Genomic DNA, 1085 nt, shown 5'->3' with positions numbered 1-1085 from the left:
AAAGCAATGTTTCTGCGGTGGTTGGTAGCTGGGATACTTGGGTTAGGCGTCATCTTCACCGTCAGTTCGGAAGATGTCGCCAAGCCAGAACCCGAAGCGGCGACGTTAACTCCAGAAGAAATTGAAACCATATTAGACACCAAGTTTTCCGAGGGGAAATATTCACGCCGCGGACCAGATGGCTGCCTTCGTTGCCATGACGATACATCAGACAAACCTGCTACGGGTATTTTCGACAACATTCATGGCAAGTCCGCAAACCTGCATGGGCCAATGAATGATAAACAGTGTGAAGCATGCCATGGCCCAGCGAACAATCACGAACGCAATCCACGAAAAGGACAAGTTCGTGAACCGATGATCACTTTTGGGCCAAACTCCCCTGTTCCGGCCGAAAAGCAAAACAGCGTGTGTTTATCTTGTCACCAAGATGCGAAACGCTCGACTTGGCACAGTAGCGAGCACGCTTTTGAAGGGCTGTCTTGTGCAAGCTGTCACCAACTGCATCAAAAAGACGATCCGATGATGGTTGCCGAAATGCAAGCAGACAAATGCACCGATTGTCACTCCCGCACCAAATCGGATATCCACAAACGCAGTCGTCATCCTATTATCGACGGCGTCATGACTTGTTCTAGCTGCCACAATCCACATCAGACATTAAATGAAGCAAGCCTGAACTGGTCAACCGTCAATAACGCTTGTTACGAGTGTCATGCGGAAAAACGCGGCCCATTCTTATGGGAGCATGAGCCGGTAACTGAAGATTGCACATCCTGCCACACACCTCATGGTTCAGTGAACAAAGCCCTGCTCAATAAACGGCTGCCAATGCTATGTCAGGAATGTCACCGTGTGCCACATGCAAACGTAGCCATTCCTGAAAACGACTTGAGAGTGCGCGGCGGAAGTTGTTTAAACTGCCACAATCAAGTGCATGGCTCTAACCACCCACGTGGTCAAACATTAAGTTATTAGGAGGGAGGCATGAAACTATCTCAACTGTGCATCGCTATTTCCCTTGCTTTTGAGATAGTTTCATGCATGGCTCTAACCACCCACGTGGTCAAACATTAAGTTATTAG

General features: G+C 48.6%; 1 protein-coding gene. It reads left to right on the top strand.

All coding sequences use genetic code 11. The features are described from left to right. Window positions 1-978 (top strand): DmsE family decaheme c-type cytochrome (locus tag R8N46_RS25355; protein WP_318189796.1); only part of this gene is annotated, 978 nt, incomplete at its 5' end. Window positions 979-1085: the final 107 nt, after the last annotated feature.

It is taken from the genome of Vibrio sp. 1874, assembly GCF_033344395.1.
GTDB lineage: Bacteria > Pseudomonadota > Gammaproteobacteria > Enterobacterales > Vibrionaceae > Vibrio > Vibrio alginolyticus.
The sequence above is the reverse complement of the archived record's forward strand: the minus strand, read 5'-3'. Positions and strand labels throughout refer to the sequence as shown.